This window comes from Desulfobacterales bacterium, assembly GCA_034520365.1.
GTDB lineage: Bacteria > Desulfobacterota > Desulfobacteria > Desulfobacterales > Desulfosalsimonadaceae > M55B175.
The window spans coordinates 24,573-50,000 of sequence record JAXHNP010000006.1 but is presented as its reverse complement, the minus strand read 5'-3'; the positions used below and the strand labels follow the sequence as shown (position 1 = coordinate 50,000).

Sequence of the window (25,428 nt, the reverse complement as noted above, 5' to 3'; positions counted from 1 at the left end):
GACATTCACAAGATAAAATCTCCGACCTTATCAATTATGAATAGAAGACCCGAATCCGATCCACCACGTATTCAAGCTCTTCATCCGTAAGTTCCGGGAATATGGGCAGGGCAAGGGTTTCGGCCGCGGCTTTTTCCGATACCGGCATATCCCCCTCTCTGTAGCCCAGATCCGCAAAACAGGCCTGCAAATGCAGCGGAACCGGATAATAGATTTCATTGCCCACGCCGGATTCATTCAGCCAAGCCCGGAGCGCATCGCGTTTTTCCGGCACCCGGATCACAAACTGATTGTATATATGCCGATCCTGTTTTTCAACCGGCAGCCCGATGACCGTATCCAACCCCGCGGCTTTGAACAACGCCCGGTATTTTTCGGCGTTTTCCTGACGGGCACGCGTCCATTGATCCAGATAGGAAAGCTTTATGGAAACGATGGCCGCCTGCAGGGCATCCAGGCGGAAGTTGCCGCCGATGACCTGATGATAGTACTTGGGGTGTCCGCCGTGGACCCGGAGGATCTTTAGCTTATCATATAAATCCACCGATTGGGTGGTGACAATCCCCCCGTCTCCGAATCCGCCTAAGTTTTTGGACGGGAAAAACGAAAAACAGCCGAAATCGCCCAGCGCGCCCGCCCGCTTGCCCTGATATTCGGACCCGATGGCCTGGGCCGCATCCTCTATTACAGAAAGCCCAAGGGAGCCGGCGATCTCCAAAATCGGCGCCATCTCCGCGCACTGTCCATAGAGATGGACCGGCATGATCGCTTTTACCGTCTGTTTTTCTTCCGGCGGCATTTTTGTCAGCACTGATTCAAGGGCATGGGGATCAATGTTATAGGTATCCGCTTCAATGTCTGCGAACACCGGAATCGCCCCCAGCCGGCGGATGGAGCCGGCAGTGGCGAAAAAAGTATAGGGCGTGGTAAGCACCCGATCGCCGACGCCTATATCCGCCGCCATCAGCGCAATCAGCAGGGCATCCGTGCCTGAGGAGACGCCAACGGCATAGTCGGTTTGGCAGTACGCGCTGATTTCCCGCTCCAAAGTTTCTACATAGGGGCCCAGGATAAAGTGCTGGGAATCATAAATCTCCGTAGTTACCCGCAGACACGCATCCTTAATTTGCTGGTATTGTCGTTTTAGATCAAGCAGGGGAACATTCATTCACTATCCTTTTTGCCTTGAAAAAATTACAATTCCGGATCGATTGGGCTTGTTCTCAAAAACACTGGCCTTCATTACCGTTCATGAACGGCGGTGCCCACATAAGTGGTTTTGATTTCGCAGAATATGGGCGGCAAAACGCTTTGATACTCATAGCTCTTGTTAATGTCTTTAACGCCGGTCACCCGGTCCCCGAACTGGCTTTTTGCCGCATCCCACAACAGCGCTTCGCCCTCGGTGCCTTCGACGATGATGCCTAAAATACACCTGGATTCGCCCTTGGCGGAAACAATGCCCAAAACGTCATAATCCGTGGACTCATACCGGGTTACGGTGCTGGTAGCATTGATACCCGGCCGGGAACTCCGGCTGAGATACTCCATATACCCCGCGCAACCGGAGACCATCAAGAGAGACACGGCAATAACTCCGATGATACAGAATTTCAGAACATGATTTTTCATAAGGCCTCCCTTTTCTGCATGCTTAAATTTTAAAATTTTGAAAATATCCAACCGATCCGGAAATTGTCCGCTAGATCAATGATATTTTGCCTTCTTCCGCGGCTTGCCATTTCCATTTTTCTTCTGCGCGGCCGGAATGGGCGCGCAATGGGTCTGAATGGCCGGGTAGCCGAGCAGATTGTTGACCTCGCGGGCAAGCCCGACCCCGACCCGGAGCTTCATATGCTCCGGCAGCTCAATGATGGTTTCGGTTTTTTCCGGAATAACCAGATGGAGATAGCCTTTGCATTGGCCGGGATATTTGTTCAGCACTTCATAGAGCCGGGTCAGGGTCTTTTCTTCGCAGATGCCGGTATCAACCGTCAAATGGACACTGGCCGCCCAGGTTTCTTCCGCTTTTTCGATCGGGATCAGGGTATCGGCCAATAGCTTGACCGCCTGCTCATTCTTCTGTACCTGGCCCTGGACAAAAACCGGCGCATCTTCGGCCAATATGTCGCGTACCGCCTGATAAACGGAAGGAAATACCGTAACCTCGACCGCGCCCTTCATATCCTCGAGATACACAAAGGCCATATTCTCCCCCCGCTTGGTGGTAATGGTCTTTAAGCTCCGAATGATGCCGCCGATCCGAATCATTTTTCCATCTACCACGCCGTCCTCCTTTAATGCAATGGCATTGGTGGAGGCAAATTTTTCGATCAGATCCTGATATTCATCCAGGGGGTGGCCTGTGATGTAGAAACCGATGGCCTCTTTTTCAAGTTCAAGCTTTTTGCGCTTGTCCCACTCAGAGATCTCCGGCATGACCGGCGGATTGATGGACTGGGCGGCCGCTCCATTGCCGAACAACTGAAGCTGCGGGTCTGCCGCCTCCTTTTGAATTTTTTGTCCGTAATCCAGGGCATCTTCCACCGCCGCCATCATCTGGGCGCGGTTATACCCGGTGGAATCAAACGCGCCGCATTGAATCAGGCTCTCCAGCACCCGTTTGTTGACTTTCCGGATGTCCACCCGTTGACAGAATTCGAACACAGATGAATAATGGCCGTCAGCCCGGGTGTTAATAATCGATTCAATGGCGGAATCCCCGACGTTTTTGACCGCTGCCAGCCCGAAGCGGATGGCTTCTCCGGTCACAGTAAACTCGCGGTTGCTCTCGTTGATATCCGGCGGCAGCACCGGTATGTTCTGATTCCGGCATTCAGCGATGTACTTGACCACGTTATCGGAGTTGTTCATTTCACTGGTCAGGACCGCGGCCATGTATTCCACCGGAAAATGGGACTTCAGATAGGCCGTCTGATAGGCGATCATGGCATAAGCGGCGCTGTGGGACTTGTTAAACCCGTATCCGGCAAATTTTTCGATCAGCTCGAAGAGCTGTATCGCCTTGTCCCTGGGGATATTGTTGTTGGTCGCCCCCTCCACAAACCGCTCCCGCTCCTTGGCCAGCTTGTCGGCAATCTTTTTGCCCATGGCCTTGCGCAGGCCGTCCGCTTCGGCCATGGAATAGTCGGCCAGCTCGCCGGCGATTTTCATGACCTGTTCCTGGTAAAGAATGACCCCGTAGGTCTCCGCCAGTATGGGCTCCAGCTCCGGGACCAGGTTCTCAACGGCTTTGCGGCCGTGCTTTCTCTCCACAAAGTCGTTTACCATCCCGGACTCAATCGGCCCGGGCCGGTAAAGCGCCACAAGCGCCGTTACATCCGCGAATTTCTCCGGCTTTAATCGGATCATCAGATCCTTCATCCCGGTGCTTTCCAGCTGGAACACGGCGGTGGTGTCGCCGGATGAGAGAAGCCGGTAGGTATCGGGGTCCGCTGTGTCGAGATTAATGAGATCCGGCGGGGTTTTGCCCTGATCCGCGATAATGCGCAGGGTATCGGCCATGATGGTTAAGTTCCGCAGCCCCAGAAAATCGAATTTGACCAGCCCGATTTTCTCCACCATGTTCATGTCAAACTGGGTCAGGACCTCTCCCTTTTTCCCGCGATAAAGCGGCAGATACGCCACCAGGGGCTTGTCACCGATTACCACGCCGGCCGCATGGGTGGAAACGTGGCGGTTCAAGCCTTCAAGGGATTTGGAGATTTCCAGCAGTTCGGCATAGTCCGGGTTGGTATTAGCCTTTTCCGCCAGCCGCAGCTCTTTTTCAATGGCTTTCTCCAGGCTGATATTGGGATCCTCCGGTACGAGCTTGGCAATGGCATCCACTTCGTTTAACGGGATATCCAGTGCCCGGCCCACATCCCGGATCACGGCCCGGGCCTTCATCTTTCCATAGGTGATGATCTGGGCCACGTAATCCCCGCCGCCATAGCGGTCAACCACGTAGTGGAACACATCCTCCCGGCCGTTCATGCAGAAGTCCACGTCAATATCCGGCATGCTGATGCGGTCGGGATTTAAAAACCGTTCAAACAAAAGCCCATGCACCAGGGGGTCAATATCGGTAATCCCCAGGGCATAGGCCACAAGGCTCCCGGCGGCCGAGCCCCGCCCCGGGCCCACCGGAATATGGTTTTTCTTGGCATATTCAATAAAGTCGGCCACGATCAGGAAGTAGCCGGGAAACCCCATATTATTGATGACCGAAATTTCATAGTCCAGCCGCTTTCTATAGGCCGAGACATCGATATCCGGATTTTTGGCGAGAATCCGTTCAAGCCGCATTTCAAATCCGCTGCGGGTCTTCTCCTCAAAAATTTCCGCCTCGGACTTATCGGCATTAAGATCAAAGTGCGGAAAATGGTGGACGCCAAAAACAAACTCCACATTGCAGCGCTCCGCGATTTCAGCGCTATTTTCAATGGCCCCCGGATATTGGCCGAATGCCGCGATCATTTCCCCGGCCGGCTTAAAATAAAGCTCCTCAGTGCCGAACTTCAACCGCTCGGTTTCATTGACCGTCTTTCCGGTCTGAATGCAGAGCAGCACATCATGGGCCCGCACATCTTTCTGATCCAGGTAATGGCAGTCATTGGTGGCCACCAGAGGGATAGAGAGCCGCCGGCTCATATCCAGAAGCCCCTCGTTGACTTTGGCCTGTACATCAATCCCGTTGTTCTGGACTTCGAGGTAGAAATTGCCCTCGCCGAACAGCTCATTATAGAACCGGGCCGCTTCATCCGCCTCATTGATACGGCCGGCCTGGATCAAAGACGGAATTTCGCCTTTCAGACAGGCGGACAGCCCGATCAATCCCTCCGCATGCGCCCGCAAGATCTCCTTGTCGATGCGGGGCTTGTGATAAAATCCCGTAAGACTTGCCTGGGTGGCCAGCTGGCAGAGGTTCTGATAGCCGGTCTGATTTTTTGCCAGAAGCACCAGGTGGGACATGCCTTTATGGTCCATCGGGGTTTTATCCCGCATGGTTCTCGGGGCCACATAGGACTCGCAGCCGATAATCGGCTTTATACCGGCCTTGGTCGATTTTTCATAAAAATCGACCACCCCGAACATGGTGCCGTGATCGGTAATGCCCACCGCGGGCATGTTATACTGCTTTGCCCGCTCAAGCAGCTGATTGATACGGATGGCCCCGTCCAGCAGGCTGTACTCGGTGTGCACATGGAGATGAACAAAGTTATGCGCCGGTGTCGCCATTAAACTTCCTCATTATTAATCAATACTGTAATTGGGCGCCTCCTTGGTGATAATCACGTCATGGGCGTGGCTTTCCTTGAGGCCGGCCGGGCTGATCTTGATAAACCGGGCTTTTTCCCGCAATTCCTCAATGGTACGGCACCCCACATACCCCATGCCGGACTTTAATCCGCCGATCATCTGAAAAATATTTTCCGCCAGAGTGCCCCGATACGGCACCCGGCCCACGATGCCTTCAGGCACCAGTTTGTCGTTGCTCTCTTCGTCCGTCTGGTAATAGCGATCCTTGCTGCCCTGCTGCATGGCCTCCACCGACCCCATGCCGCGGTAGGCTTTATAGCTTCTGCCCTGAAAAATGATCTTTTCCCCCGGACTTTCCTCGGTTCCGGCAAACAGCCCGCCGATCATTACCGAATGGGCGCCTGAGCCCAGGGCTTTGGTCAGATCCCCGGAATACTTCACCCCGCCGTCGGCGATCAAGGGAATACCCGTTTTATTGGAAATCGAGCGGCAGTTCATAATAGCGGTAAGCTGCGGCACCCCGATGCCGGCCACGACCCGGGTGGTGCAGATCGAGCCCGGCCCGATGCCGACCTTGATCCCATCCGCGCCGGCATTGATCAGATCCTCCGCCCCCTTGCCGGTGCCCACATTACCGGCCACCAGATCAACATCCGGGAAGTTCCCCTTCAGGATTTTAAGGGCATTGATCACATTGGCGGAATGGCCGTGCGAGGTGTCAATCACAATCACATCGGCCCCGGCCTGGATCAGGGCCTCCGCCCGGGCCTCCATGTCCTGGCCCACGCCGATGGCCGCGCCCACCCGCAGCCGGCCAAGTCCGTCTTTGCAGGCATCGGGGTATTTTCTGATTTTTTCAATGTCTTTTATGGTAATCAGACCCGTTAACCGGCCCTCCTTATTCACAACCAGCAATTTTTCAATCCGGTGCTGGTGCAGGAGCTTTTTGGATTCATCGAGATCAATGCCCTCCATCACCGTCACCAGATTTTCCCTGGTCATCACTTTGGATACGGGTTTTTCCAGATTGGTTTCAAATCGCAGGTCCCGGTTGGTGACGATGCCTACAAGCTTCTCGCCCGGGTGACCGGCACCCCGGAAATATGGTACTGCTCCATCAGCTTTAAAACGCTGCTGATCGGGGCGTCCGGCTCGGTGGTCACCGGATCGATGATCATTCCGCTCTCTGATTTTTTGACGTGCTCGACTGCCCTGCACTGATCCTTAATGTTCATGTTCCGATGGATAAATCCGATGCCGCCGGCCCGGGCCATACTGATGGCGGTTCGGGCTTCGGTCACCGTATCCATGGCCGCACTGACCAGCGGGATATTTAAATTCAGGTTCCGGGTCAAGCGGGTACTTGTATTAACCTCACTGGGCAGCACATCCGAATAATTCGGCAGCAGCAGCACATCATCAAAAGAATAGGCTTCTTCAGGTGGTATCTTACTCATATAATGCCTCCAAAAATCCTTTTTGCCGGGCTATTTGTCAAACAGAGCGCTTGACAGGCCAATAAATATTATCATAATACAAAACAAATTTCCCGGCCACCGAAAATTAACAGGCTGCATGAAATAGCCGGCAGTACGGGCCATGCAGCCATTTATATAAGCCATTTAAGTGATTGAAAAACCCATGCTGATTCATATAAATCCGGAAATTCCGCAGAAACGCCTGATTAATAAAGCCGTGGAGGTGTTAAACCAGGGCGGCATCATTGCCTATCCGACGGATACCTATTACGGCATCGGCTGCGATATCATGAATAAAAAGGCGATCGAAAAAATCTACTGGTTAAAGCAGCGCGACAAGCGAGAACCGTTCAGCTTTGTCTGCTCGGATCTCAAGAACATCAGCCAGTACGCCAAGGTCACTAATTATGCCTATAAAACCATGAAGCGCCTTTTGCCCGGGCCATACACCTTTCTGCTTGAGGGCTCCAAAATGGTGCCCAAAATCATGCTGACCAAGCGAAAAACCGTCGGTATCCGCGTACCGGATCATCCCATCTGCATCCGGCTGGTTGAGGGCCTGGACCACCCCATTATCTCCACCAGCGCCAGCCACCCGGACGGCGAAATCATCAATGACCCGTCTCTGATCCAGGATTACTTCGCCCCGCACCTGGATCTGGTGATCGACGGCGGGCCGGTACCTGCTGAGCCATCCAGCATTATCTCCCTGATCGACGATGAACCGGAAGTCATCCGGGAGGGACGGGGCGATATCAGCGTTTTTGAATAAACAGCCAACCCGCCGGGTTATAACCGGACCAACAAAAAAACCGCTCTTTTTTTGAGAACGGTAAAAAGTTGGGTGTTAGGTGTTAGGTATTAGGCTACCTATTTCCCCGGCTCATAAATGTATCCGGGCGTTGCTGTGGTCATCTCTTCTATTGTCGCCTTTAGTTTAGCCGCCGCCATATCCATCAGATAGTCCAGGATGGGCAGCTTTTTTTCCGGCGGGTAAACGGTTTTTATTCTGCCCTCAATACCGCCCAGGCGGCCGGCCCATTCCACGGCATCCGCCAGGTTGCCGAGCCGGTCCACCAGCCCGTATTCCATGGCGGTCTCGCCCGAAAAAATGCGGCCATCGGCGATCTTTCGGATGGCCTCCGGAGACTCGCCCCGGCCTTTGGCCACATCCGCGATAAACTGGGTGTGAATGTTGTCTGTAAATGCCTGGAGCAGCTCCCGCTCCTTATCCGACATCTCCCGGACCGGCGAGGCGAGATCCTTATATTCACCGCTTTTTATCACCACCGGACTCAGCCCGATTTTTTTAAACAGCTCCTGGAAATTGGTGTAGCCCATGATCACCCCGAGGCTGCCGGTGATCGTGCCCGGATTGGCCATGATCCGGTCGGCTGAAGAGGCCACATAATAGCCGCCCGAGGCGGCAATGGTGCCCAGGGACGCGACCACCTTTTTTTCCTTAACGGTTTTCTCAATCTCCCGATAAATCTCCTGGGCCGGACCCACGGGGCCGCCCGGGGAATTGATTCGCAGGACAATGGCCTTTATGCTCTCCTGTTCCCGGAAGGCTTTTATCTGCTCGATAACCTCCCGGGCATCGGTGATCATGCCCTCAATTTCAATCACCCCGACCTTTTCCCCAAACCTGAGCTCTCTTTTATCCTTGTCAATCAGGCCCATAAGAGAGGTCAACACCGTGGCGGCAGCCACAATGGCGGTGAAAATGAGAATAAAAAACAGAAACGGATGCCTGCGGGAAAACATGGGCCTAATAACCCCCTACACGTATTTGAATCAATCGGAACTATAAGCAGTGTTTATTGCATATTCGAAGGCACTGAGGTGCTTTTCAAAAATTTGAAACGCTCAATTTAGGAGGAGGGCAGCGGCAGACGACGCGGCACTGCCGAGCCGTCTGCACGATTTTGCTCTTATTTACTTATCCGAAAAACCGGCATGCGGTGTGGTTACACATCCTCTTCCGGATCTTTTTCCGGCGGTTCTTCAGCGTCGGACGCCGCCTGGCTAATATCGTTCTCTTCCGGTGCGTCAGCGGGAGCGGCAAAAGAGGTATCTTCAGCAACCGCTGGCTCGGCATCTTCAGCCGGCTCGCCCTCCGCGGCAGAGTCAGCCGCTTCCTGCGCTTCGGCAGCCGCACTGTTTTCGCTGTTAAATTTTTCCTGAAGATTTTCTTTCAGGATTTCACCCAGGCTTGACGGCGCCGGCTTCATCTGGTTGACGTAGTCCTCAAGTATGGATTGATCATCTTCCATTTCTAACTGCTTAATGGAAAGTCCGATGCGGCGCTCCTCGGTGTTGATATTGATCACCTTGGCGTTTAGGCTGTTACCGACATGGTATTGGCCGACCGGGGTTTTGATCTTCTCCTTGCTGATTTCGGAAACATGCACCAAACCCTCAATACCCTCTTCAAGCTCCACAAAAATGCCAAAATCCGTGACATTGGTGATGTTGCCGCTGATTTCCGTACCCACGGGGTAGCGGTCCGCCACGGTTTTCCAGGGATCTTCGGCCAGCTGCTTGATCCCCAAAGAAAATCGTTCATTATCCTTATCAATATCCAGGACCTTGGCCTGGACCGTATCCCCCTTCTTGTACAGCTCAGACGGATGCTTGATCCGCTTGGTCCAGGAAATATCCGATATATGGACCAGCCCGTCGATATCATCATCAATGCCGATGAACATCCCGAAGTCCGTGATATTTTTGATCTTGCCCTCAATGGTCGAGCCCACGGGGTACTTCTCGCTGATCACCTCCCAGGGATTCGGCACCGTCTGCTTCATGCCGAGCGATATCCGCCGGCTTTCCGGTTTGATATCCAGCACCACGGCGTCCACTTCTTCGCCCACACTGACGATCTTGGAGGGATGCCGGACTTTTCGGGTCCATGACATCTCGGAGACATGGATCAATCCCTCGATCCCCTCTTCCACCTCAACGAATGCGCCGTAATCGGCCAGACTGACCACCCGGCCGGTAACCTTGGTGCCCACGGGATATGTTTCTTCGGCAAAGGACCAGGGATCCGGCACCAGCTGCTTCATGCCAAGTGAAACCCGCTCATTTTCCGAATCAAATGACAGCACCTTCACATTGATCGGATCCCCGATGGCATAAAGCTCGGAGGGGTGCTTGACCCGGCCCCAGGAAATATCGGTAATATGGAGCAGGCCGTCCACACCGCCGAGATCCACGAAGATGCCGTATTCGGTGATATTTTTGACAACCCCCTCCATGACATTACCTACTTCAATGGCCGCCAATGTAGCCGCCCGCTTGCTCTCCCGCTCCTCTTCAAGAATGGCCCGGCGCGAGAGCACGATATTGTTGCGTTTCCGGTTGAATTTTAACACCTTGAATGAAAAGGTCTGCCCGACCATTTCATCCAGGTTCCGGATGGGTCGCAGGTCGGCCTGGGACCCGGGTAAAAAGGCCTGGACCCCCACATCAACGGAAAAACCGCCTTTCACCCGATTGGTAATAACTCCCTCGATGGTGCCGCCGGATTCGTAAACCTCCCGAATGGCTTCCCAGACTTTTACCTTGGCCGCCTTTTCTTTGGACAGGATGACGCGTTCCTCTTCCTCATCCCACCATTCCACCATGACCTCGACTTCATCGTTTAAATTCACATCCAGATTGCCATGGTCGTCCCGGAATTCGTGAATGGGAATCTGACCCTCGGATTTGTAGCCGACATCCACCAACACGTAGTCCTTGTCCATGGAGATAACGATGCCGTTGACCAGTTCGCCTTCCTGAAACTGCTTCAGGCTCTCCTCATACATCTCCATGAGCTGGTCCATCCCGACGTCAGAAGCGCCCTGCGGATTGTCGGCCGATTCATTCGCGGCCATTTCGTCGGGTGAAGTTTGCGCCGTCCGCTCGGTGAACTCGAGGTCCGCCTGATCGGACTGCTGGTTTTCAGAATTGTTCATAATGTTGTCCATTGATGTTTTGTCCCCCTTTGCCATAGTCTCTTGCCTGCTGATTTTTTTACAGGCTAATATAAATCTGTGTGTTTAACAGAGCTTATTTTAAAACTCAATGATTAATTTGATTTTTCCTAAGATTGAAGCGTCCTTATGGATGCGTCTGCCCGGCCACCCGCCTTATCATCTCCCCTACCACGGCGTCGACCGACAGATCCGTCGAATCGATAACCACCGCATCCGCCGCCGGTTTTAGCGGCGCCGCATCCCGGGCCGCATCATTTTCATCCCGCTTTTTCATATCCGCGGCCACTGCTTCAAACGACTGAGCGGATTTCTCCAAAATCTCCTTATAGCGGCGCATGGCGCGGGTATTTAAATCCGCCATCAGAAAAAATTTGAAATCCGCATCCGGAAACACCACTGTCCCCATGTCCCGGCCTTCGAAAACCGCCCGTTTTTGCGCCCCCAGCTGCCGCTGAATCCCCAAAAGCGCCTGGCGCACCACCGGGCGGGCGGATACGGCAGATGCCATCATGGACATCTCCGGGGTCCGAAGCTTGTCGGTGATATCCTCATCCCCTGAAAAAAGCCGGGTACCGGCCGCTGTATTCACCATCCGCAGCTCAATCCCGGCGCACAATCGCTCTAAGGCCGCATCATCGTCTGCGGCAATGCCCTGTTTTTTGGCCTCATAGGCCACACCCCGGTACAGGGAGCCGGTATCCACATAGGCATAGCCCAGTCTGTCCGCCAGATTCCGGCTGACGGTGGTCTTTCCCGAACCGGCCGGACCGTCAATGGTAATAAGCAGATCTTTCATACGTTTTTATCCTCTGCCAGGCGATGCATCACTTTTTTAAAAGCCGCCAGAAACCGCTCGTTTTCCTTTCGCGTGCCGACATTGACCCGGATATACTGCGGATACCCATAGGACACCATGGACCGAATGATCACGCCCTCCTTCAGCATTTCCTGAAACACGCGGTCCGCATCCTCCTTCACATCAACCAGAAAAAAATTGGCCTGGGTCGGAAAACTGGGAATCTTCATCTCTTTTAGCGCGGTTTGCAGGAAATCAAGTTCGGTGGCCACCAGCTCAATGGTTTTCTGCACAAATGGGTCATCATCGAGCGCGCCCACGGCCGCGGCCTGGGCCAGTGAACTGGCATTGAACGGCTGGCGCACCCGATGGAGAAGCCCGGCGAGTTCCGGCGGCATCACCCCGTAGCCGATCCGGACCCCGGCCAGGCCATAAATTTTTGAAAATGTCCGCAAAACCGCAACCGGCGGGGTTTCACCCATCACGGAGAGCCCGTTTAAGCATTCCGGATCACGGGCAAACTCAATATAGGCCTCATCCAGCACCACGGTCACGGATGGCGGGAGTTTTTCCAGAAAGGCCAGAAACTCGGCCTGACGGATAAAACTGCCTGTGGGGTTATTGGGATTATTGATAAAAACGATCCGGGTTCTGTCCGTGACAGCGGAAAGCATGGCCGAAAGATCCACCGCCAGATTTTTTAGCGGCACAAACACCGGCCTGGCGCCCACGCTTTGCACCAGAATCTCATACATTAAAAAGGAGGGCGCGGTCATGACCGCCTCATCACCGGGCTCAAGCAGCGCCCGGGCCAGCATGCCGATCACATCATCGGAACCGTTTCCCAACACGATGGATTCCGGCTGCACCCCCAGTTTTTCGGCGAGCTTTCGGGTCAGATAGTACCCGCTTCCATCCGGATACCGGTGGAGATTGTCCATTGCCGCCTGCATGGCCGCCACCGCCCCGGGCGCAGGCCCTAAGGGATTTTCGTTTGAGGCGAGTTTAACGGAATCTGAAATGCCGTATTCCCGTTCCAGTTCCTCAATCGGCTTTCCGGGTTTGTAAGGCTTTATGGATAAGATATGTTTCGGAATCTTTAATTCCATGGCTTGTTTTCCTATACTGCCGCTTTAATCTTCATTCTTAGGCCGGGTCTTCCACCTGCGGTGCACCCAGAACCACTGCTCCGGATAGCGGTATATCATGGCTTCCAGCACCCGGTTGTATTGCCGGGTACTCTCCAGCAAGTCCCGGTGCTTGTCCCCGGTTTCAATCAGCGGAATTTCCGGGCCCACCGTCATGCGGTAGGCATCCGCCTCCCGGACCAGAAAAATCGGCACCACCGGCGCCCTTGTTTTCTGGGCAATCAGCGCCAGTCCCTTATTGGTGGATGCGGGTTTGCCGAAAAAATCAACAAACACGCCGGCCCGGCGGGGGGTATTCTGATCCAGCAGGATGCCGACCAGCTCATTTTTTTTAAGGCTCCGCAGGATCTTTCGCATGGAGCGCGCCTTGGAAAAAAGCTGCGCCCCGGAGCGGCCCCGAAACCGCTCAAAAAACTTATCCAGCGGCTTAAAATCAAAGGGCCGGTAGACCACGTTAATCGGATATCCCAGCATTCCCGCGGCATCGGCAAGCAGCTCCCAGGAGCCCACATGGCCGGTGAGCACCAACACGCCGAAGCCCTTGCGATGAGCCGCGTGCAGATGCCTGACCCCGTCAAAGCGAATATGCCGGGCAATTTCTTCAGGTGCGGCGCGATATGACCAGCCGACCTCAAACAAAATCATGATGAGGTTGCCAAATATCCGCCGGGCCATCTGCCGGATTTGGCCCGGGCTTTTTTCATATCCGAACACATAAGTCAAATTATTTATCGCCACCTGCCGGTGCCGGCGATCCAGCAGAAACCACAGACGGCCCAAGCACCGACTCAGTTTTTCCGCCGTATGAAGCGGCACCAGGCCGATGACCCGAAAAACCGCTGAAATGATATGAAATAAAAATTGCTCCATCGCCTTCTTCTTCGTCCATTGCCATTGCAATTAGTACAAAACCGGATAAAATTAAACCCATTTATGCATCAGCCGAATAAATTCAACCGATTCTATCGCAGAGCCGCCAAGCCCGCAAAGAAAGAAAAACCCTTTGCGCGCTTGGCGGCTTGGCGGGAAAAAGTTAGTTTGGTGGCTTATCGTGTCTGGCCAGCATGAATATGAACAGCTCATTTACGGCCGGACATTCTCGTAGAGTAAGAGTAAGAGTAAAACGGTAAGTAAGATTAAGACGGGCTAAAGATATTCGGCCATTATTTCGGTTATTTCCCTGACCTGAAGCCGGCCTTCAAGGCTTTCGACCTTGACGGCATCCTCCAGCATCCCCGCACAAAGCGGACAGGCCACCGCAAGAATCTCCGCCCCGGTCTGAGCGGCTTCTCTTACCCGCACCCGGCCGGGCGAGTCCGCTTCCGCGGATAAAAGGTCGGTAAAAAAGTTGCCGCCTCCGCCGCCGCAGCAGAAGGCATTTTTCTGGTTCCGGTCCATTTCAAGCACATGCACATCCGGCAGCGCTTTCAGAAGCATGCGCGGGGACTGGTAATCCCAGTTCCGCCGGCCCAGGTAGCAGGGATCATGAAACGTGATGCGCTGATTGTTTCCATTTGATTGGAACTTCAGGCTGCCCAGGGAAAAGGCCAGAATCTGGGTATAATGGGCCGTCTGATAGTTTCCGCCCAGGGCCGGGTAATAATTTTTGATCGCATGCAGGGAATGGGGTGAAAGCGTGATAATTTTTTGCACGCCCTTCTGATTAAAGGCCTCGATATTTTTTCCGGCAAGCTCCTCAAACAGCGGCGTCTCGCCCATTTCATGGACGTCATTGCCGTCTGATACCTCTTCTCCGGAGCCGATGCCAAAGGAGATACCGGCCTGCTGAAGCATTTTCGCAACCGAGCGGGCGATTTCCTGTCCCCGGGTGTCGAATGCACCCACATCATCGACAAAAAACAGGTGGTCCTGATCCGAATAGACCGGGATATCCAGATCCGCCGCCCATTCCGGCCGTTTTTTGCCCGGCTTGCCATAGGGGTTGCCGTGAAGCTGCACCTTGGTGAGATAATCGCGGACCGGGGCGGGCACCTGCCCGGCATCCAGAAAGGCCTCCTTGCCCGCGGCAAACGCCTCAAGCAGCAGATCCTTGAAGTTGGGGAATGCGCACTGCTCCACGCAGTTGCCGCAGGTGGCGCAGGAGAACATGATTTCCGAAAACCGCCGGCTGTTGGATATCTCATTGTTCAGCCACGCCCGCAAGAGCCACATCCGGCCGCCGGGCGAATAGGTTTCAAACCGAAACGCCTGATAGGCCGGACAGTTGATATCCGTGTAGTTTGAAGGCAGCTTGCAGTAGCCGCACCGGAAACATCGGTGGAGGATTTCTTCATGTTTCATGACGCTAATTCCTTACATTTTGACAGTCTCATAAAAAGCCGATTGAGGATGGCAAAATAAAAAGTTCAAGATCAAGGCGCCGCAAATCCCGAGGAATGCAGAGTACAAAGGAGTACGTGAAATTCCGAGGGATGCAGCGCAACGCAGATATTGGACTTTTTAGGAAGCCATCATGCCCGCTCCCAGTTGCCCGGGTTCATAATATGATTGGGATCCAGGGTATGGCGGATCCGGTTCATGAGGGCAAAGGTCTCAGGGGCCATTTTTTCAATGATTTTCTGCTGGGCCGGCAGCTCCGCCTTCCAGGGGATCCCTCCCATGTCCAGGGCCGCAGAGTTGGTTTCCTCCAGCGCATGCTGGGCCCGGGCCATATCCTCGGGATCGGCCCGGTTAAAGGCATAGGCGTAAAAAAACATCATCGCATGGCCGGCCCCGACAATCCGGGCGCCCATGGAGTAGCTCACATCATGCTTCTCAGCGATTCTAACGCCTGCCTGATAGGCCTCGGGGAAATGCTCGATCGCCATGATCGCCCCGACGTATTCGAAGCCCCCGCCCTTGCGGACATCGGCGAAGCGGGCCAGATCCGGGGAGGGCAGCTGCATGAACCGGCCCTTCTGGGGCGGCGGCATGGGGAGGAACCCCCCGCTTTTATTGTCGATATAGTCTTTTACCGAGATCTGCAAAAGGTTTCGCTTAAAGGTCAGCTCCTCTTTGCTGTGGGCGCCGTAGGCGATATTGATGTGCATAAAGCCCCGGGCCCATTCCGGCTTGGGCGTCATCCAGGGGGTCATGTCCTCGGCCACCTGGGTGCTGGTGAGCCTGGCGATCACATCCGGCATATCCCGGGGGTCTTCGGTGACAAAAATCAATAAGTCATTGTGCCGGTAGTTGGGAAAGAGCTTGATCCCAAGCCGGGTGACAATGCCGGTGGTGCCCGACCAGCCCATGAACAAACCCGACAGATCCGGCAGCGGCGCCTTGCCGAACCAATCCGCGGAGACGCTGCACGAGCCGGTGCGCACAATTTCACCGGTGGGCAAAACCACCTCCATGCCGGTCAGCATGTCCGAATGGAATCCGCCCAGCACGGACAAATGGCCGGAGCCGTGAATACAGACATTGCCGGCAAGTGTGGCAATGGGCGGGGCATCCGGCATGGAGTGCTTGAGCTCCGGGTGATGTTTCTTGAGATAGGCCTGGAGCATCCCCTGGGAGGTGCCGCCCTCGACCACCGCGTACCGGCTTTTGGGGTTCACCTCGGTGATGCGGTTCATCCGCTTCATATCCAGAATCATGCCGCCTTTTAAGGCCCGGGTAAGTCCGGAGAGTACCAGTCCGCCGCCCATGGGCACCACCGGCACCTGATATTCGTTTGCCAGCCGCATGATCTCTGAGACCTCTTCGGTGCTTCCCGGCATGACCACCATGTCCGGCTCTGCCGGCGGCATGGTGCCCTGGTCCATGGAATACAGATACCGCTCTTCCGGCTCCGCCGATACAAACCGGTCGCCGACAATCGCTTTTAATCGCTTTATTACTTCCGTCATGGTCACTATTCTCCCAATGCCATTTGAACCAAATCGCTTACCAGAATGGGCATGAGTCCGTTTTCCGCCGCCTCCTGGCCAAGGGTGGCCATGCAGAACGGACAGTTGAAAACGCAGTAGCTCGCCCCCACCGCCTGCATATCCCTGATGTTGTTTGCCACCAGTTCATCCGCCAGGTTATCCCGCTGCTGGGCGCGGGGCACGCCGCCGCAGCAAAGTGTATTTTCCCGGTCGTATTTCCGGGGGACCCGGTCGGCGCCGATTTTTTCAAATATTTCATCCAGCACCAGGTCGGTCTGGGGGATCAGGCGGTTGGAACAAGGGCGCTGATAGGCGATCTTTACATTGAGCGGGGTGATGCGGTCAGCCAGCTCATCCAGCCGATGATTGATGTAGTCAAACAGATGGACCGGCTTAAACGGCACCTCAATGCCATAGGCCGGTGCCACGCTGGTGTAGGTGCCGTAGCATTCATCATGGAAACAGATCATCTCCTCAACACCGGCATCCTTGAGGTAGTAGGTCATAATGTTATCGATCATCTGCGGCACGCGCTCTTTGATGGCCGAATTTTTGGCAAAATGCAGCCACATGATATTGCAGAATATATCCGTGCCGACGATCACCGACGCGCCATCGAAGAGCGTTCCCCGCACGCAGCCGGTTAACATGGGAAAGGCACACATATTAACCACCGGCGTAGACACCGTCTCCTTCTGGATGCGGCCCCTGGGCCCCATCATTTTAAGCTGCTCAGCCACAATCGGCCGCGGGGCGGGCAAAAGCCCCAGCTGCTCCTGCCGCTCCACCAAGAGGTAAAACGGATTGTTGTCATAGGGACAGTACTCCTGGCAGGCATAGCAGGTCAGGCATTCATCCAGCACCCGGCTGTGTTCGCCGGCATTGATTTTAAGCTTTTCCGTTTTTGCCTCGGCCACATCCCTAAAATCGATGTACTGGCATTTCATGAGGCAATCCACGGTTTCGCACTGGTTGCAGATTTCCGGATCAAATTGGATGGCTTCCAAAGTTTTCCCCCAATATTTATTTAAAGATTTCGCGCCAGAATCGCCGCCCCGATGGCCCCGTTTAACTGGGCGTATTCGGATACCCGGATCTTTGTCTCAAGCTTTTTTTCAAGCGCACGCACCGCGCCGATATTTTTTGCCACCCCGCCGGTCATCATCACGGGCTCCACCACGCCGACCCGCTTGGCCAGGGCGGATACCCGGGCGGCAACGGACTCATGGATACCGGCGATGATATTGTCCCGGGTCTCGCCCTTGGCAATCAGGGAAATCACCTCGGACTCGGCAAAAACCGTACAGATACTGCTGATTTTCGCCGGATTCTGGGATTGTAAAAAAATATCGCCGAATTTGTCCAGATCCACCTCCATGGCCCGGGCCATGACCTCAAGGAAGCGCCCCGTGCCGGCCGCGCATTTATCATTCATGGCAAAATCAACGACTTTTCCGGCTTCGTTGATCCGCACCACCTTGCTGTCCTGGCCGCCCACATCGATGATCGTGCGCACCTCGGGGTCGATAAAATGCGCGCCCGCGCCGTGGCAGGTAATTTCCGTGATCGCCTTATCCGCAAAATCCACCGTGTTCCGGCCATAGCCGGTGGACACAATGGTTTGAATATCCGATGCCGCCATGTTAAGCGCGGAAAGCGTTTCATCCAGAACCGTGCGCCCGGCTTTTTTGGCGTTATACCCGGTAAAAATCACCCGGGAGCCCAGAATATGGCCTTCCTTTAAAAGTGCCGCCTTGGCGGTAATTGAGCCGATATCAATGCCGGCAGTAATCATATAATTAAACCTTGTTTAAAGTGATATTAACCATTTTATGGTTTAAGTTTAACGATTTCATAAAAAGTCAATTTTGAGATGGCAAAGCAAAAAGTTCAAGATCGAGGCGCGCAAATCCCGAGGAATGCAGCGTACATAGGAGTACGTGAAATTCCGAGGGATGAAGCGCAACAAAGATATTGGACTTTTTGCGAAGCCATCACGATTTCAGCGTTTCCATGAACGCATCGATCCGGGTCTCAATCTGGCTTTCCGAAAAACTCCGCTCATCCACCATATCCGCTTCCAGGATCAGGGTGGGGATTTTGAGCTCTTCCATCACAATCTTCTGCAGATCATACTGACCTAATGAGTAAGGCTTGCAGCTGCGGTTGGAATGCATGACCAGCCCGTCCACATCGTATTTTTTGATCAGCCGGCGCAGGGTGTCGATCATGATATCGAGCGAGACATTGATATAGACCTGGGAGTAGGCCACGGCCATGGTTTCCAGAAAATTGTTCTCGTCTATGTAGGGCAGCACCCCGCTCCAGGCAGAGGTATAGGTGTCCGCCACCAGGCAGGCATCATGGCTGGCGAATTTCTCGGACAGCCATTTGGTCCGGTACCAGACCGGGAGGTTGTCCCACAGGAGTCGGTATTTTTCGTTCGGGACCATACCGATACCCTGATTGATCCGCTCCTGCATCTCATCCCGGAGCTGGCGGTAGTAATCCACCGCCTCTTGAGTGCCGCGCAGGGTGACGATCAGGGCCAGGTGAAAAAATGCATCAAATGCGGTCATGGGCGCCGGCTTATGGGCGCCTGAATCCAGAACCGCCTGCCAGAGACGCAAGCCCTCAACCGATAGGCGGCCGACTTCCTGCATCCGGTCATAATCCATCTTTTTGCCGCAATTTTCTTCAAGAAAGGCAATATACTCATAGATCTGGTCGATCACATACTGCTTGGCGGCCGGCGGAAATTCCCGGTGGGTAAAGGGGGTGTCCAGAATAAAGAGCGGCACGTTATAGTACCGGGCCGCCACTTCATACCACTTCATGACGGTCCCGCAGATGTTGTTGCAGCAGACCAGAAAATCCGGCCTGGGCAGGCCCCCGATGGGGCCGCCGTCGGTTACCGCGCATCCGATATCCGCCCGGGCATATGAGCAGAGTTCGCGGGGATAGCCCATTTCCTCGGCTTTTTCACAGAGCTCGATCCCCATTTTAGACGCGCCGATCATGGCCCCGTGGTTTTCCGGATAAACCGGAATCACATCCATGGCGATCAGTGGCTCCACCGGGCCGCCGCTGGTGATCCAGGCAACCTTCTTACCCGTGTCCGCCGCGCCCTTGGCCTCGATATAGTAGTTGGTCATGATTTCTTTCATTTTTTGAACGGATTTGATTTTGCGCTTCTCTTTTTCCGGATCCGTTCGTTTGGAAGAATCTGACATTTTTCTCTCCAGCTGGGTAAAGGATTCTGTGAATCCTGAACTATGAACCGTGAACTTTGAACACGGAACACTGTTTATAGCATATCGATAAACGTCTCAAACCGGGTTCTGAACTGGCCCTCGCCCGGCAGCTGCTCCTCAACCTCCAGCAGCAGCGTGGGGACCCCGGCCTGATCCATGCATTCTTTTAGATACGGGTAGTCGAACCCATGGGGGTCGCAGAATTTTAAGAACAAAAAAATCACCCCGTCGATCCGGTGCGTTCGGACAAGCTGTTTTAAATGCTCGCCCCGGGCGGTGACGCCCATATGCTTGGCCGGGCATACCATCCGGTCGAGATACCTGTCGGCAATGGCCTCAACAGGATCTCCGGTTTCCTCGACGCTGCCCTCAAAATACCGGGTGCCGGTGCAGAGGTCATCCCAGACCACATCCCCGCCCGCCTCCTCGATAAAATGATAGATATCCGGATGGTTGCAGATCCCCCCGCTCATCAGAATCCGTTTGCGGCCGGTGGATGCGCCTTCTGATGCCCCGGCCGAGAGATCCGCCCACAGGGCGTCCAGATGTTCGAGCAGCTCCGCCCGATCCATCACCATGGCGGCCTTCATGATCGCATACATATCCGCAGCGGCCAGCTTGCCGGGATTTTGGCTCTTTAGCCGGTAAATCCGGCCAAGCCGGTCTCGGATACAGTTGTGGGTGTAAATGGCCTGGTGCAGCGCTTCATCAGAAATGGACACATTAAGGCCCTGTTCGAGCTCCGCGCGGAAGGTATTTAAGACCGAAATCATATAGGTCCTTGCGCTTTGGGTGGTGAGCTTGACCGGCAGCACCAGGTCAAAATGGGTATCCAGGCCGGCGTTTAACCGCCAGATATCGGACAGCCGCTGAATCGAATCGCAGGTATGCGGAAAAACCGCTCCCTTTAAAAAGGACAGCCGGCCTTTTAACACATCCTCCAGGCCGCCCCGGACCAGGGAGCAGCAGTAGGACTGTAGATGCGCATCAGCCAGGGAAATATCACCGCGCGTGCCGAAGATGCGAAACGGCACTGCGCCGGCGGCGGTCAGCATTTCTTCCGGGGTGTATGAACAAAAATAGCCGATGACTGGCTTTTCGAGGGCGGGCTGGATGGCCTGGGCATAGGCAAATGGATCATGCGCCACGGCGCTTAGTTTTTCCAGAGGCTCCATGTCTCTATCCTGACAGCTTGATTGTTAAAGCGGAGACCGTTTTTCAGGTGCAGTTACAGTAGCGCAGCCGCCGGAAAGGTGTCAAGAATAAAGAGCGAACGCTCGTTTTTTTAACAGCCTCCCGGTTTTGCCGATTCGCTGATGCGGCGGAAACCTGTGCAATGATTAGAAGCTTGTTTATGAATCGTTCGAAGTGTTTGGGGAAATTAGCTAAGCAAATAAAATAAATTAATTTCTTGACAAACCGCTTTGGCGTATTAAGTATTTATCTAGATATATAGTTTAATCTAACTTACACCTAAATTGAGCGTTTCAGATTTTTAACAACATGATTTTGTAAAGGATTATAGCACCTTATATTTAAAAATCTTAAACCCTCCGGGATTCCCAATTTAGGGTACAGAATAGTTTGGTTTATAGCGCGCTCAAGCCCTGTAAACCAGTCCTTTCCAAAAGAACCGGACTGCATTACATCATAAAGAGAGGAGATATAATAATGAGCAAAGAAAAAAAAACCAACAGCGAGCTGATTATCGACACGCTAAGAAGCGGCAAGGCGCTCCGCTCACCGGATATTACCGCCATGGTGGCTGAAAGCTCCGGAAAAGACATCAAAATTCAGGACGTGGCCAGCATCCTGGCCAAACTCAGCAGCAGCGACAAGTGCGACCTGGGCTACCTGATCAAAAAACAGAAAACCGACCGCGGATATGTCTACAGTCTGGTGAAGGAAGCATTTAATCTCACCCCTGAGCAGACATACGACCTGACCCGAAAAACCGGGAAAAACCGGTTTACCATGGAAGAGGCGGTTCGCAAATATCCGAGCCTGAAAAAATATGTCAAGTCCACACGAACCAAAAAACCTTCAAAACAGCCGGAGGTCCGTACCGCCAAGCGCGCATCAACCGCTGCATCGAGCCATAGCCGGGAAATTTCCGGGGAATCTTTGACAGATCTGCTTGGCGAGCTGGTCAAAGAAATTACCGATCAGGGCGGCTTAAACATTAACGTCAACCTGACGGTCAATTTCAAAGGCCTCAGCGGCTGATCAAAAAAAAGCGAAAAAACTGGGCTTATGGAGATTCAACGCTATTCGTTCGGAAATATCGTGATCAACGGCATTCACTACACCGATGACATCAAAATCATCGGCAAAACGGTTGTGCCGGACTGGTGGCGAAAATCCGGGCACCGGGTGGAACCGGCGGATATTTCGGATATCCTGGCAGCCGGGCCGGATATTATTATCCTCGGCACGGGCGAACCCGGCCAGATGAAACCCAGTAAGCAGCTCATTGATCTGCTGAAAGAAAAAAACATTGAATTGATCGAACAACCGACCCAAAAAGCGGCGGCTACATTTAATAAACTGCACCAAAACGGTAAAAATATCGCCGCCGGCTTTCACCTGACCTGCTGAAAGCCGGCGGGCGGATATCCCGCCACGACCGCCCACCGGGCATTAAATCCACCTTGTAAAAAATCTTTTGGCATAATCAGGCGCCAAGGTGTATAAGGATCGTTTCCCGGCACCTTTGCGCTGCGGAAAACGATTTTTTAGGACACCGCAGATGACCCGTAACAAAAAAATAGAACTGCTGGCCCCGGCCGGCAATCCGGAGAAATTAGCCACTGCCATCCACTACGGGGCGGATGCGGTGTATCTATCCGGAAAGGCGCACAGTCTGAGAAACTATGCCGGCAATTTTACCGCAGAAGAGATGGCCGAAGGGATTCGGATTGCCCATGACGCCGGCGTGCGCGTTTATGTAGCGGTAAATGCGTTTCCGCGGCCCGGGGAAATGGCTGATGTTGAAGCCTGCCTGAAAGAGCTTTCCCATATCGGGCCGGATGCGCTGATCATCGCCGATCCCGGCGTCATCCGCCTGGCCGGCCAAACAGCCCCCGGCATCCCGATCCACCTGAGCACCCAGGCCAACACCACCAACCCGCACAGCGCCCGTTTCTGGCAGGCCGCCGGGGTGGCCCGGGTCAATGCGGCCCGGGAACTGACCCTGGATGAAATCAAGGCGATCAGCCATACCGAAGGGCTTGAAGTTGAGGCCTTTGTGCACGGCGCCATGTGTATCGCCTATTCCGGACGCTGCCTGTTAAGCAGCTTCATGGCCCGGCGCGACAGCAACCGCGGCCAGTGCGCCCACCCCTGCCGATGGAAATACGCGGTGGTTGAAGAACTGCGGCCGGGGCAGTACATGCCGGTGGCAGAGGATGAAACCGGAACCTATATATTCAATTCCAAGGACCTCTGCATGATCGCACACCTGCCGAAAATGATCGAGGCCGGCATTTGTTCCCTGAAAATCGAAGGCCGGCTAAAGGGACTGAACTACCTGGCCACGGCGGTTAAAACCTATCGCGCGGCCATTGACGCCTATTATCAAAACCCGTCCGATTATCAGGTTTTATCCGAATGGGCCCTGGAACTCGACCGGATCAGCCCGAGAAGCTACGGCACGGGGTTTTATTTAAATGATCCGGAAGCCGTCCGGCCCGGATACGAAAATGCCGCACCCGACGCGTCTGTCCGGTTTGTGGGCAAAGTCGGGCGGATCTACAGCGAGACCGCCATTGAACTGGCCGTGCGAAACAAAATCCAGACCGGCGATCATATAGACATTCTAAAAACCCGCGGGAAAAACACGATAAACACCATTCAAGAGATCCGAACCCTTGAGGGCGCGGCCGTGGACACGGCACAATCCGGCAGCCGGGTCAAGATCCGCCTGGGGAAACCGGATATGCTGCAGCCGGACGAGTTGATCCGGAAAACCGGATAAACACCAATACGTTAAAAGATCAGATGCATCATGGAACCCCATACAGTTGAAGACATGACCATCACCCTTGAGAAAAAGGGGGCGGACCGGTATATCAAAATCAGCTATCCGGTCCGATACGGCATTTTCTCGGAAATCAAAACCCGGGATTATACCTTTCAGTTCAATTTAAACGGCGAGATTAAAACCATCCAGGGCCGGGGCCGGGGTTGGCTGGATGCCTCCGAATGGCTCAAACGCACGGCGGGAAACGACTGGGCCTATTTCTCAGCCGGCGGCTATACCGGGGCCATTGATTTTACCGGCGAATATTACGTGCCCTGCCTTTCCTATGATACCAATGCGGTGCTGTTCAGTGACCGGTTTAACAGTGAGGATGTGGCGGATGCCTTTGCGGCCTGGCACCAACTGAGAGAGCGGATTGCGCGGATGGATTTGTCCGTCTGTGCGCCAAATCTCTCCGGGTTCCTCCGCCGGGTGGCGGAACTGGGACCGGAACGGCTGGCGGAGCGGGGCCGAAAATTCCACGAGATTATCGGCGGTGAGGTCTCGGTACTCCCGCCGGATGCCCGGCATGTGGAGTATGACGTCATTCCGGTCATTGTGGCGGACGGCTGTCTCTACAACTGCGGATTCTGCCGGGTAAAATCCGGCAAAGGCTTCGCCCTGCGCCCCTATGATGATATCGAATCGCAGATCCGGGCCCTTAGCGCATTCTACGACCAGGATCTCATCAACTACAACAGCATTTTTCTGGGCCAGCACGATGCCCTGTTTGCCGGAAAAGAGGTCCTGGATTTTGCAGCCCGAAAAACTTACGAGGGCCTTGCCATTGACCAGTCGAAAATGAAGGACCCCCGGCTTTTTCTGTTCGGCAGCGTGGACTCCATGCTCCGCTCGGATGAGGACGTGTTCGACGCTTTAAACCGGCTGCCCTTTTATACGTATATCAACCTGGGGCTTGAATCCGCGGATGCGGAGACCTTCAAAGTCATCCAAAAGCCGCTTACGCCCAAAAAGGTGGAAAAGGCGTTTAACCGCATGATGGCCGTGAACCGGACCTACAGCAACATTGAGGTGACCGCCAACTTCGTCTATGGCGCGGGGCTTCCGGAAACCCACCTGCCCTCAATTATCGATCTGACCCGCAACCACCTGGATCATTTTCACAGCAAAGGCACGATTTACATCTCGCCTTTGGAAAATATCGGTTCAAAAGAAAAAATGCTGCACGAATTCACGGAATTTAAAAAATTGTGCCGGCTGCCCTGCTACATCTATTTGATCCAGCGCCTATGAAATCTGCTTTTTGGCGGCTTCGAACTTCTCGTTCATGGTGATGTTAAGCTCCGCGGCCTCTTTGAGCAGATCCGCCACTTCGTCCATATTGGCCTTTCGGGCCCGCTCCGCCCAGTCCTTATAAGTCTCCGCATGATCCAGGTTGTGCTTGATCCAATGGTCCAGAATTTTTCCGAGCTTCTCTTCAAACGGCATTTCCGCGCTTTGCTCATGGCTGTGGTCATGGTCATGCGAATGATCGTGATGTGTCATGATGTATCCTTTCCGGCAATTGCTTAGACAGAATTTTTGATTAAAAATTTGTTCTATCTATTTTTCAGGCGGGCACGGTGGCCCGCCCTACGAATGGGGAAAAAC

20 protein-coding genes and 1 pseudogene are annotated in these 25,428 nt (G+C 54.0%); 5 read left to right on the top strand and 16 right to left on the bottom strand.

Annotation, left to right across the window (positions count from 1 at the left end):
* Nucleotides 1-34: 34 nt before the first annotated feature.
* From U5L07_08125 to guaB, 4 genes and pseudogenes are all read right to left on the bottom strand, one after another.
* A complete protein-coding gene (locus U5L07_08125; GenBank protein ID MDZ7831705.1) occupies nt 35-1,168 on the bottom strand; it encodes a DegT/DnrJ/EryC1/StrS family aminotransferase in 1,134 nt (377 codons plus the stop codon).
* Between the two features lie 74 nt (nt 1,169-1,242).
* Nucleotides 1,243-1,632, bottom strand: coding sequence for a hypothetical protein (locus U5L07_08120; GenBank protein MDZ7831704.1), 390 nt, complete (start codon nt 1,630-1,632; stop codon nt 1,243-1,245).
* A 75-nt stretch (nt 1,633-1,707) separates the two neighbouring features.
* Nucleotides 1,708-5,241, bottom strand: a complete 3,534-nt coding sequence (gene dnaE, locus U5L07_08115) for a DNA polymerase III subunit alpha (protein ID MDZ7831703.1) — start codon at nt 5,239-5,241, stop codon at nt 1,708-1,710.
* Nucleotides 5,242-5,256: 15 nt separating this feature from the next.
* Nucleotides 5,257-6,719: pseudogene (gene guaB / locus U5L07_08110) on the bottom strand (IMP dehydrogenase).
* A gap of 184 nt (nt 6,720-6,903) precedes the next feature.
* On the opposite strand from guaB, the gene U5L07_08105 reads away from it, so the two are divergent.
* Nucleotides 6,904-7,512, top strand: a complete 609-nt coding sequence (locus U5L07_08105) for an L-threonylcarbamoyladenylate synthase (GenBank protein MDZ7831702.1) — start codon at nt 6,904-6,906, stop codon at nt 7,510-7,512.
* A gap of 98 nt (nt 7,513-7,610) precedes the next feature.
* Here U5L07_08105 and sppA read toward each other — a convergent pair whose 3' ends face one another.
* The 11 genes from sppA to U5L07_08050 form a co-directional block, all read right to left on the bottom strand.
* Entirely contained in the window at nt 7,611-8,507 is an 897-nt protein-coding gene (gene sppA, locus U5L07_08100; GenBank protein ID MDZ7831701.1) for a signal peptide peptidase SppA, read from the bottom strand.
* A gap of 203 nt (nt 8,508-8,710) precedes the next feature.
* Nucleotides 8,711-10,717, bottom strand: coding sequence for a 30S ribosomal protein S1 (locus U5L07_08095; GenBank protein ID MDZ7831700.1), 2,007 nt, complete (start codon nt 10,715-10,717; stop codon nt 8,711-8,713).
* Nucleotides 10,718-10,850: 133 nt separating this feature from the next.
* Nucleotides 10,851-11,522 (bottom strand): (d)CMP kinase, encoded by a 672-nt coding sequence (gene cmk, locus U5L07_08090; protein MDZ7831699.1) that lies wholly within the window; start codon nt 11,520-11,522, stop codon nt 10,851-10,853.
* The gene (hisC, locus tag U5L07_08085; GenBank protein ID MDZ7831698.1) at nt 11,519-12,631 is read right to left on the bottom strand and encodes a histidinol-phosphate transaminase; all 1,113 of its coding nucleotides are present in this window, start codon (nt 12,629-12,631) and stop codon (nt 11,519-11,521) included. Before hisC ends, cmk begins: the two co-directional genes overlap by 4 nt.
* A 24-nt stretch (nt 12,632-12,655) precedes the next feature.
* Nucleotides 12,656-13,540 carry a lysophospholipid acyltransferase family protein gene (locus U5L07_08080; protein ID MDZ7831697.1) on the bottom strand — a complete coding sequence of 295 codons (885 nt, stop codon included), beginning with the start codon at nt 13,538-13,540 and terminating at the stop codon, nt 12,656-12,658.
* 276 nt (nt 13,541-13,816) lie between these two features.
* Nucleotides 13,817-14,971, bottom strand: a complete 1,155-nt coding sequence (locus tag U5L07_08075; protein MDZ7831696.1) for a (Fe-S)-binding protein — start codon at nt 14,969-14,971, stop codon at nt 13,817-13,819.
* Between the two features lie 170 nt (nt 14,972-15,141).
* Entirely contained in the window at nt 15,142-16,521 is a 1,380-nt protein-coding gene (locus U5L07_08070) for an FAD-binding oxidoreductase (protein ID MDZ7831695.1), read from the bottom strand.
* 5 nt (nt 16,522-16,526) lie between these two features.
* Complete coding sequence (locus U5L07_08065; protein ID MDZ7831694.1) at nt 16,527-17,549, bottom strand: (Fe-S)-binding protein; 1,023 nt, start codon at nt 17,547-17,549, stop codon at nt 16,527-16,529.
* A 20-nt stretch (nt 17,550-17,569) separates the two neighbouring features.
* Nucleotides 17,570-18,337, bottom strand: coding sequence for an acyl-CoA dehydratase activase (locus tag U5L07_08060; GenBank protein MDZ7831693.1), 768 nt, complete (start codon nt 18,335-18,337; stop codon nt 17,570-17,572).
* A 199-nt stretch (nt 18,338-18,536) separates the two neighbouring features.
* Entirely contained in the window at nt 18,537-19,775 is a 1,239-nt protein-coding gene (locus U5L07_08055) for a 2-hydroxyacyl-CoA dehydratase family protein (protein ID MDZ7831692.1), read from the bottom strand.
* A gap of 74 nt (nt 19,776-19,849) precedes the next feature.
* Nucleotides 19,850-20,971 (bottom strand): 2-hydroxyacyl-CoA dehydratase family protein, encoded by a 1,122-nt coding sequence (locus U5L07_08050; protein MDZ7831691.1) that lies wholly within the window; start codon nt 20,969-20,971, stop codon nt 19,850-19,852.
* 496 nt (nt 20,972-21,467) lie between these two features.
* Here U5L07_08050 and U5L07_08045 point away from each other — a divergent pair, with 496 nt between their 5' ends.
* From U5L07_08045 to U5L07_08030, 4 genes are all read left to right on the top strand, one after another.
* Entirely contained in the window at nt 21,468-22,022 is a 555-nt protein-coding gene (locus tag U5L07_08045) for a hypothetical protein (protein ID MDZ7831690.1), read from the top strand.
* 27 nt (nt 22,023-22,049) lie between these two features.
* Nucleotides 22,050-22,394: an Mth938-like domain-containing protein gene (locus U5L07_08040; protein MDZ7831689.1), complete on the top strand. Its 345-nt coding sequence runs from the start codon at nt 22,050-22,052 to the stop codon at nt 22,392-22,394.
* Nucleotides 22,395-22,545: 151 nt separating this feature from the next.
* Entirely contained in the window at nt 22,546-23,772 is a 1,227-nt protein-coding gene (locus U5L07_08035) for a U32 family peptidase (protein ID MDZ7831688.1), read from the top strand.
* Nucleotides 23,773-23,802: 30 nt separating this feature from the next.
* Nucleotides 23,803-25,071, top strand: a complete 1,269-nt coding sequence (locus U5L07_08030) for a radical SAM domain-containing protein (protein ID MDZ7831687.1) — start codon at nt 23,803-23,805, stop codon at nt 25,069-25,071.
* Here the strand turns inward: U5L07_08030 and U5L07_08025 are convergent.
* Nucleotides 25,066-25,323 carry a hypothetical protein gene (locus U5L07_08025; protein MDZ7831686.1) on the bottom strand — a complete coding sequence of 86 codons (258 nt, stop codon included), beginning with the start codon at nt 25,321-25,323 and terminating at the stop codon, nt 25,066-25,068. The two genes, U5L07_08030 and U5L07_08025, sit on opposite strands and share 6 nt — an antisense overlap.
* Nucleotides 25,324-25,428 lie beyond the last annotated feature (105 nt).

Excerpts from the sequence above, each read along its gene's own strand:
- U5L07_08125 (MDZ7831705.1), bottom strand. The coding sequence starts at position 1,168 with ATGAATGTTCCCCTGCTTGATCTAAAACGACAATACCAGCAAATTAAG.
- U5L07_08120 (MDZ7831704.1), bottom strand. The coding sequence starts at position 1,632 with ATGAAAAATCATGTTCTGAAATTCTGTATCATCGGAGTTATTGCCGTG.
- dnaE (MDZ7831703.1), bottom strand. The coding sequence starts at position 5,241 with ATGGCGACACCGGCGCATAACTTTGTTCATCTCCATGTGCACACCGAG.
- U5L07_08105 (MDZ7831702.1), top strand. The coding sequence starts at position 6,904 with ATGCTGATTCATATAAATCCGGAAATTCCGCAGAAACGCCTGATTAAT.
- sppA (MDZ7831701.1), bottom strand. The coding sequence starts at position 8,507 with ATGTTTTCCCGCAGGCATCCGTTTCTGTTTTTTATTCTCATTTTCACC.
- U5L07_08095 (MDZ7831700.1), bottom strand. The coding sequence starts at position 10,717 with ATGGACAACATTATGAACAATTCTGAAAACCAGCAGTCCGATCAGGCG.
- cmk (MDZ7831699.1), bottom strand. The coding sequence starts at position 11,522 with ATGAAAGATCTGCTTATTACCATTGACGGTCCGGCCGGTTCGGGAAAG.
- hisC (MDZ7831698.1), bottom strand. The coding sequence starts at position 12,631 with ATGGAATTAAAGATTCCGAAACATATCTTATCCATAAAGCCTTACAAA.
- U5L07_08080 (MDZ7831697.1), bottom strand. The coding sequence starts at position 13,540 with ATGGAGCAATTTTTATTTCATATCATTTCAGCGGTTTTTCGGGTCATC.
- U5L07_08075 (MDZ7831696.1), bottom strand. The coding sequence starts at position 14,971 with ATGAAACATGAAGAAATCCTCCACCGATGTTTCCGGTGCGGCTACTGC.
- U5L07_08070 (MDZ7831695.1), bottom strand. The coding sequence starts at position 16,521 with ATGACGGAAGTAATAAAGCGATTAAAAGCGATTGTCGGCGACCGGTTT.
- U5L07_08060 (MDZ7831693.1), bottom strand. The coding sequence starts at position 18,337 with ATGATTACTGCCGGCATTGATATCGGCTCAATTACCGCCAAGGCGGCA.
- U5L07_08055 (MDZ7831692.1), bottom strand. The coding sequence starts at position 19,775 with ATGTCAGATTCTTCCAAACGAACGGATCCGGAAAAAGAGAAGCGCAAA.
- U5L07_08050 (MDZ7831691.1), bottom strand. The coding sequence starts at position 20,971 with ATGGAGCCTCTGGAAAAACTAAGCGCCGTGGCGCATGATCCATTTGCC.
- U5L07_08045 (MDZ7831690.1), top strand. The coding sequence starts at position 21,468 with ATGAGCAAAGAAAAAAAAACCAACAGCGAGCTGATTATCGACACGCTA.
- U5L07_08040 (MDZ7831689.1), top strand. The coding sequence starts at position 22,050 with ATGGAGATTCAACGCTATTCGTTCGGAAATATCGTGATCAACGGCATT.
- U5L07_08035 (MDZ7831688.1), top strand. The coding sequence starts at position 22,546 with ATGACCCGTAACAAAAAAATAGAACTGCTGGCCCCGGCCGGCAATCCG.
- U5L07_08030 (MDZ7831687.1), top strand. The coding sequence starts at position 23,803 with ATGGAACCCCATACAGTTGAAGACATGACCATCACCCTTGAGAAAAAG.
- U5L07_08025 (MDZ7831686.1), bottom strand. The coding sequence starts at position 25,323 with ATGACACATCACGATCATTCGCATGACCATGACCACAGCCATGAGCAA.